7 protein-coding genes are annotated in these 6,810 nt (G+C 59.8%); 6 read left to right on the forward strand and 1 reads right to left on the reverse strand.

The features are described from left to right. Positions 1 to 273: 273 nt before the first annotated feature. A complete protein-coding gene (locus ACW9I6_RS29465; protein WP_457340129.1) occupies positions 274 to 987 on the reverse strand; it encodes a UTRA domain-containing protein in 714 nt (237 codons plus the stop codon). A 351-nt stretch (positions 988 to 1,338) separates the two neighbouring features. Here ACW9I6_RS29465 and ACW9I6_RS29470 point away from each other — a divergent pair, with 351 nt between their 5' ends. The 6 genes from ACW9I6_RS29470 (at position 1,339) to ACW9I6_RS29495 (ending at position 6,698) form a co-directional block, all read left to right on the forward strand. After that, positions 1,339 to 2,406 carry an ABC transporter substrate-binding protein gene (locus ACW9I6_RS29470; RefSeq protein WP_003219752.1) on the forward strand — a complete coding sequence of 356 codons (1,068 nt, stop codon included), beginning with the start codon at positions 1,339 to 1,341 and terminating at the stop codon, positions 2,404 to 2,406. Positions 2,407 to 2,593: 187 nt separating this feature from the next. Further along, positions 2,594 to 3,400 carry an alkaline phosphatase family protein gene (locus tag ACW9I6_RS29475; protein WP_102606234.1) on the forward strand — a complete coding sequence of 269 codons (807 nt, stop codon included), beginning with the start codon at positions 2,594 to 2,596 and terminating at the stop codon, positions 3,398 to 3,400. Then, positions 3,397 to 4,242: an ABC transporter permease gene (locus ACW9I6_RS29480; RefSeq protein ID WP_010166442.1), complete on the forward strand. Its 846-nt coding sequence runs from the start codon at positions 3,397 to 3,399 to the stop codon at positions 4,240 to 4,242. Before ACW9I6_RS29475 ends, ACW9I6_RS29480 begins: the two co-directional genes overlap by 4 nt. Then, positions 4,229 to 5,029 (forward strand): ABC transporter permease, encoded by an 801-nt coding sequence (locus ACW9I6_RS29485; RefSeq protein ID WP_102369616.1) that lies wholly within the window; start codon positions 4,229 to 4,231, stop codon positions 5,027 to 5,029. The genes ACW9I6_RS29480 and ACW9I6_RS29485 overlap by 14 nt, the downstream gene beginning before the upstream one ends. After that, positions 5,026 to 6,015 (forward strand): ABC transporter ATP-binding protein, encoded by a 990-nt coding sequence (locus ACW9I6_RS29490; RefSeq protein ID WP_457340130.1) that lies wholly within the window; start codon positions 5,026 to 5,028, stop codon positions 6,013 to 6,015. The genes ACW9I6_RS29485 and ACW9I6_RS29490 overlap by 4 nt, the downstream gene beginning before the upstream one ends. A gap of 29 nt (positions 6,016 to 6,044) precedes the next feature. After that, the gene (locus tag ACW9I6_RS29495; protein ID WP_003219744.1) at positions 6,045 to 6,698 is read left to right on the forward strand and encodes an HAD family hydrolase; all 654 of its coding nucleotides are present in this window, start codon (positions 6,045 to 6,047) and stop codon (positions 6,696 to 6,698) included. Positions 6,699 to 6,810 lie beyond the last annotated feature (112 nt).

Below are 6,810 nucleotides of genomic sequence, written 5' to 3' on the forward strand. Positions count from 1 at the left end.
GACAAGATCGAGGTGGGGGAGAGGGCTGGCGCGAGGAGGGGGTGAACGAGGACGGGGGTAGCGGGGCGCAACGCGGCGCCCTCAGGTTTTTCGCGAGCAAGCCCGCTCCCACATAAAGCGGCTCTGCTTTTGCTCTAACACTCGGGTCATCGGGGTAAAGCGCTGTGCCTACTTGGGGCTGGGCCGGCATTCCGGCTGTTCAAAAGTGAGCCGCTGTGAGAGCGGAACCAAAAGCCGTCGTGACCTAGATAACGGATACACACAGGCAAAACGTCAAACCACATCCACCCCCACATGAATCGCATCATGCCGCCAAAACTCCAGATCACAATCAATCAACCGCTCATGCTGATCATAATTCACCCGAGCAATCCGCAACCCCGGGCTCCCCACCGACACCCTCAACGCCGCCGCAGCCTCAACCTGCAATGACGTCGGCACAATCTCAAACCGCACCCGCCCGTAGTGCAAGTCATACACCCGCGCATACAACTCCGTAATCGACTGATTCAAATCACACTCCAGAATCCCCGGAAAATACTGCGGGTTCAGATAGTGCTCCACATACAACACCAACCGCCCATCAATCCTGCGCCCCCGGCAAATCTGAATCACACTGGACAACGCCGGCAACTGCAACCACGCACACACCGCCGCCGAAGCCGGCTGCAACCGCGCCGAAATCACCTCGGTCGACGGCACCCGACCCTGGGCACTCACCATCGCGTGAAAATGACTGCGCTGCATCAGGTTATAGGCAAGCCTGGGCGGCGACACAAACCACCCCCGCCGCTCCTCGCGATAAATCTGCCCTTGGGCCTCAAGTTGTAACAAGGCTTCCCGCACCGTAATCCGGGTGGTACCAAACAACTCGCTGAGCTTGCGCTCGGCCGGCAGCTTACTGGCAGGCGCCAACAAGCCATGGTCGATCTGCTCTTGCAGCGCCAGGCCAATGGTTGTCACCGCCTTGGTTGCGTCATCACGCATCAACGTTACCTATCTGGACTAGACCAGCACTATTCAGGTGCACAAAACGCCCGCTAAACGCGCCTCTGCTGTTGCGTGCAAGCCTAGGCATTGCACATGACCGACAGATGACAGCGCCTCGCGACGTGCTGCCACAAGACCTGCAATACATCGGCCAAGTCCAAGGCTTCCGGGCGGTTGGGCATGGTCTACGCTTACCCGGTGATCCCCCGTCCAGGCCAACAAAAAACGACATCGACATGAAACTGTCATCCGCCACGCCTAAATTGGCTCGTGTATTGCTGACCTAGACCAACACCACCGCAAACGTCGATAAAAACGCAGCGTTGAAAACGCCCAAAGGAGCTTCGGATGAAACAGCTTTTCCTGGCATCACTGTTAGGCTCGACCATTGCCATGTGCACCGCCGCCATGGCCGCTGATACCGATCTAAAAACCCTGGAAGCCGCCGCGAAAGCGGAAGGCGCCGTCAACAGCGTCGGCATGCCCGATGACTGGGCCAACTGGAAAGGCACCTGGGACGACCTGGCCAAGACCTACGGCCTCAAGCACATCGACACCGACATGAGCTCCGCCCAGGAAGTCGCCAAGTTTGCGGCAGAGAAAGACAACGCCAGCGCCGACATCGGCGACGTGGGTGCAGCCTTCGGCCCGATCGCGGTGAAACAGGGCGTTACCCAACCGTACAAACCGACCACCTGGGCACAAGTCCCGGATTGGGCGAAAGACAAGGACGGTAACTGGGCCCTGGCCTACACCGGCACCATCGCCTTTATCGTCAACAAAAAACTCCTGCACGGCTCCGAAGCTCCGAAAAGCTGGGCTGACCTGAAGACCGGCAAATACAAGGTTTCCATCGGTGACGTGAGCACCGCCGCCCAGGCGGCCAACGGCGTACTCGCCGCCGCACTGGCCAACGGTGGCGACGAGAAGAACATTCAGCCGGCGCTGCTGATGTTCGCCGACATCGCCAAGCAAGGCCGCCTGTCGCTGGCCAACCCAACCATCGCCACCATGGAAAAAGGCGAAGTGGAAGTGGGCGTGGTCTGGGACTTCAACGGCCTGAGCTACAAAGCCAAGATGGCCAACCCGGATGACTACGTGGTGCTGATCCCATCGGACGGCTCGGTGATTTCCGGCTACACCACGATCATCAACAAATACGCCAAGCACCCGAACGCCGCCAAGCTGACCCGCGAATACATCTTCAGCGACGCCGGCCAGACCAACCTGGCGCGTGGCAATGCACGGCCGATCCGTGCCGAGCACCTGACCTTGCCAGCCGACGTACAGGCCAAGCTGCTGCCTAACGAGCAGTACAAGAAAGTCACGCCGATCAAGGACGCCGACGCTTGGGAGAAGACCTCCAAGGCACTGCCGCAGAAGTGGCAGGAAGAAGTCATCATCAATATGCAATAAGGCTTAACACGCCTGTTTAAGTGGAACGCGGTCAGTGTGGGAGCTGGCTTGCCTGCGACAGCGGTATGACATTCAGCAGCATTGTCGACTGACACACCGCTATCGCAGGCAAGCCAGCTCCCACATTTGATCGGTGTTCCAACCGAAAAACCGAGTCAAGCCTATTTGTTGCGGAGCCCCAGCCCCTATGAAGCACAACGTCATCCTTGTCGTGCTCGACGGCCTGAATTACGAGGTTGCCCGACACGCCATGGGGCACTTGCAGGCCTATGTCGGCGCAGGACGCGCAGCACTGTACAAACTGGAATGTGAACTGCCGGCCCTGTCCCGGCCACTGTACGAATGCATCCTCACCGGCGTCCCGCCGATCGAGAGCGGCATCGTCCACAACAACGTCTCGCGCCTGTCCAACCAGCGCAGCATTTTCCATTACGCCACCGACGCCGGCTTATCCACGGCGGCGGCGGCGTATCACTGGGTCAGCGAGTTGTATAACCGCTCGCCCTTTATCGCCGCCCGGGATCGACATACCAGCGACCCGGCCCTGGCGATCCAGCACGGGCATTTCTACTGGAATGACCATTACCCGGACTCGCACCTGTTTGCCGACGCCGAAAGCCTGCGCCTCAAACACGCGCCGAATTTCCTGGTGGTGCACCCGATGAACATCGACGATGCCGGCCACAAGCACGGCCTCGACACCCCGCAATACCGCAACAGCGCGCGCTCGGCCGACATCATCCTCGCCGACTACCTGCAAGGCTGGCTCGACGCCGGTTACCAGGTACTGGTGACGGCCGACCACGGCATGAACAACGACCGCTCCCACAACGGCCTGCTGCCGGAAGAACGGGAAGTGCCGCTGTTTGTGCTGGGTGATGCCTTCAGCCTCGACACCCACGCCACGCCCAAACAAACCGAGCTGTGCGGCACCGTCTGCGAGCTGTTGGGTGTACCCCACGACAAACCTGTATGCCGGGAGCTGTTGAAGTGAATTCAGTGATCCGCGGCAAATGGCTGGCCGCCTTGTGCCTGGTGCCCTTCGCGCTGTTTTTTATCGTGTTCGAGATCGCTCCGCTGTTCTGGGTGCTGGTCAGCAGCCTGCAATCGGAAGAGTTTGGCTGGGGCCTGGCCAACTTCAGCAAGATCGCCAATTCGAAATTCTACCTGCAGGCAATCCAGTACAGCCTGGAGATCAGTTTCTACTCCAGTGTGTTCGGGATCGTCATTGCCGTGCTGGGCAGTTACTCGCTGCGTCGGGTGGATGGCCGGCTGCGCAATTTCGTGACCGCCTTCGCCAACATGACCAGCAACTTCTCCGGTGTACCCCTGGCCTTCGCCTTCATCATCCTGCTGGGGTTCAACGGCAGCATCACCATCATGCTCAAGCAGGCCGGGATCATTCAGGACTTCAACCTGTATTCCAAGACCGGGTTGATCATCCTTTATACCTATTTCCAGATTCCCCTCGGCGTACTGCTGCTCTACCCGGCCTTTGACGCGTTGCGCGAAGACTGGCGCGAGTCCGCTTCGTTGCTCGGCGCGGATGGCTGGCAATACTGGCGGCATATCGGCTTGCCGGTGCTGACCCCGGCACTGCTGGGCACCTTCGTGATTCTGCTGGCCAACGCCTTGGGCGCCTACGCCACGGTGTACGCGCTGACCACCGGCAACTTCAACGTGCTGCCGATCCGCATCGCGGCGATGGTCTCCGGCGATATTTCCCTGGACCCGAACATGGCCAGTGCCCTGGCCGTGGTGCTGGTAGCGCTGATGACGGTGGTGACCGTAGTCCATCAACTGCTGCTCAAGAGGAGCTACCATGTCTCGCGCTGAACCTGGCTCGGCCGCCCTCTACCATCGCGTAGTGGTGTACCTGTTGCTTGCTGTCCTGGTGCTGCCATTGCTCGGCACCCTGGTCTACTCCATCGCCAGCAGTTGGTCGGCGACCATCCTGCCATCCGGCTTTACCTTTAAATGGTATATCCAACTGTGGAGTGACCCGCGCTTCCTGAATGCCTTCGGCCAGTCGCTGCTGGTGTGCGTTGGCGCGCTGATCTTGTCGGTGGTGCTGATCCTGCCGCTGCTGTTTGTGGTGCATTACCACTTTCCGAAACTCGACGCGCTGATGAACATTTTGATCCTGCTGCCCTTCGCAGTGCCGCCGGTGGTGTCGTCGGTGGGGCTGTTGCAGCTCTACGGCTCGGGGCCATTTGCGATGGTGGGTACGCCGTGGATCCTGATCGGTTGCTACTTCACCGTGGCGCTGCCGTTCATGTACCGGGCGATCACCAACAACCTGCAAGCGATCAACCTGCGGGACCTGATGGACGCCGCCCAACTGCTCGGTGCCAGCACCTTCCAGGCGGCGTTCCTGGTGGTGCTGCCGAACCTGCGCAAGGGCTTGATGGTGGCATTGCTGCTGTCGTTCTCGTTCCTGTTCGGCGAGTTCGTGTTCGCCAACATCCTGGTGGGCACCCGCTACGAAACCCTGCAGGTGTACCTCAACAATATGCGTAACAGCAGCGGCCACTTCACCAGTGCCCTGGTGATCTCCTATTTCTTCTTCGTGCTGGTGCTGACCTGGGCCGCCAACATCTTGAACAAGGACAAAAGCCAATGAGCTTCGTCAGCGTCCAACACCTGCAAAAAGGCTACGCCGGTACGCCGGTATTCAGTGACATCAACTGCGAAATCGCCAAGGGCGAATTCGTCACCCTGCTTGGCCCGTCGGGCTGCGGCAAGTCGACCCTGCTGCGCTGCATCGCCGGCCTGACCTCGGTGGACAGCGGGAAAATCCTGCTGGATGGCCAGGATATCGTCCCGCTGAGCCCACAGAAACGGCATATCGGCATGGTGTTCCAGAGCTACGCGCTGTTCCCCAACATGACCGTGGAACAGAACGTCGCCTTCGGCCTGCGCATGCAGAAGGTCAATGCCGACGACAGCCACCAACGCGTGCAGGAAGTGTTGCAACTGGTGGAGCTGAAAGAACTCGCCGGCCGCTACCCGCACCAGATGTCCGGCGGCCAGTGCCAGCGCGTGGCCCTCGCCCGCTCGCTGGTGACGCGCCCGCGCCTGCTGTTGCTCGACGAGCCGTTGTCGGCCCTCGATGCACGGATTCGCAAGCACCTGCGTGAACAGATTCGCCAGATCCAGCGTGAGCTGGGCCTGACCACCATCTTCGTGACCCATGACCAGGAAGAAGCCCTGACCATGTCCGACCGGATCTTCCTGATGAACCAGGGCAAGATCGTGCAGAGCGGCGATGCCGAGACCCTCTACACCGCGCCGGTGGATGTGTTCGCCGCGGGCTTTATCGGCAACTACAACCTGCTGGACGCCGACAAGGCCAGCAAACTGTTGCAGCGTCCGATCACCGGGCGCATCGCCATTCGCCCGGAGGCCATTGAGCTCAGCCGCAGCGGTGAGCTGGATGCGTTGGTGCGCAGCCACAGCCTGTTGGGCAACGTGATTCGCTACCGCATCGAAGCCCGGGGCGTGGAATTGGTGGTGGATGTGCTTAACCGCTCGGCTGACGATCTGCACCCGGATGGTCAGAGATTGGCACTTTCCATCGACCCAAGTGCGTTGTGTGAAGTAGCCTGACGCACGATTTATTTGAGAGAGCGTGACAGATGGCATTGGTAATTTTTGATCTGGACGACACCCTGATCCACGGCGACTGCGCCACCCTGTGGAGCGAGCAGATGGGCCGCCTGGGCTGGGTGGATGGCGAGTCGTTCATGCGCAAGAACGACGAACTGATGGCGGCCTACAGCCGCGGTGAGCTGGCCATGGAGGATTTCATGGACTTCAGCCTGGAGCCGATGATTGGCCGCACGCCGGAAGAGATCGAGCACCTTGTAGAGCCGTGGGTGGAAGACGTTATCGAGCCGCTGATCTACAGCGAAGCCACCCGCACCATTGCACAGCACCGCAAGAATGGTGACCGGATTTTGGTGATCTCGGCGTCGGGGACGCACCTGGTCAAGCCGATTGCGGCGCGTATCGGCATTGATGAAGTGCTGGGGATTGAGCTGGACGTCGCCCATGGGGTGTACAGCGGCAAGACCACAGGTGTACTGACGTACCGCGAAGGCAAGATCACTCGCCTGATGGAATGGCTGGAGCAGGAAGGTGAGCACCTTGATGGGGCGTACTTCTACTCGGATTCGCGCAATGATTTGCCGCTGTTGCTGAAGGTGGAGAACCCGCAGGTGGTGAATCCGGACCCGGTGCTGCGGGCGCATGCTGAGAAGGCTGGGTGGCCGATTCATCATTGGGTTTGACGTTTTGTTGCGCTGGTTTGAGGTGAGTACATATCCGTTATTTAGGTAACGGCCGCCTATGGTTTCGCTCTTACAGCGACTCACTTTGGAAAAGCCCCAAAGTAAGCAAAGG

It is taken from the genome of Pseudomonas sp. SDO5522_S412, assembly GCF_054071215.1.

What these genes read in the sequence shown, in the direction of transcription:
- ACW9I6_RS29465 (WP_457340129.1), bottom strand. Translation starts at nt 987, where the DNA reads ATGCGTGATGACGCAACCAAGGCGGTGACAACCATTGGCCTGGCGCTG.
- ACW9I6_RS29470 (WP_003219752.1), top strand. Translation starts at nt 1,339, where the DNA reads ATGAAACAGCTTTTCCTGGCATCACTGTTAGGCTCGACCATTGCCATG.
- ACW9I6_RS29475 (WP_102606234.1), top strand. Translation starts at nt 2,594, where the DNA reads ATGAAGCACAACGTCATCCTTGTCGTGCTCGACGGCCTGAATTACGAG.
- ACW9I6_RS29485 (WP_102369616.1), top strand. Translation starts at nt 4,229, where the DNA reads ATGTCTCGCGCTGAACCTGGCTCGGCCGCCCTCTACCATCGCGTAGTG.
- ACW9I6_RS29490 (WP_457340130.1), top strand. Translation starts at nt 5,026, where the DNA reads ATGAGCTTCGTCAGCGTCCAACACCTGCAAAAAGGCTACGCCGGTACG.
- ACW9I6_RS29495 (WP_003219744.1), top strand. Translation starts at nt 6,045, where the DNA reads ATGGCATTGGTAATTTTTGATCTGGACGACACCCTGATCCACGGCGAC.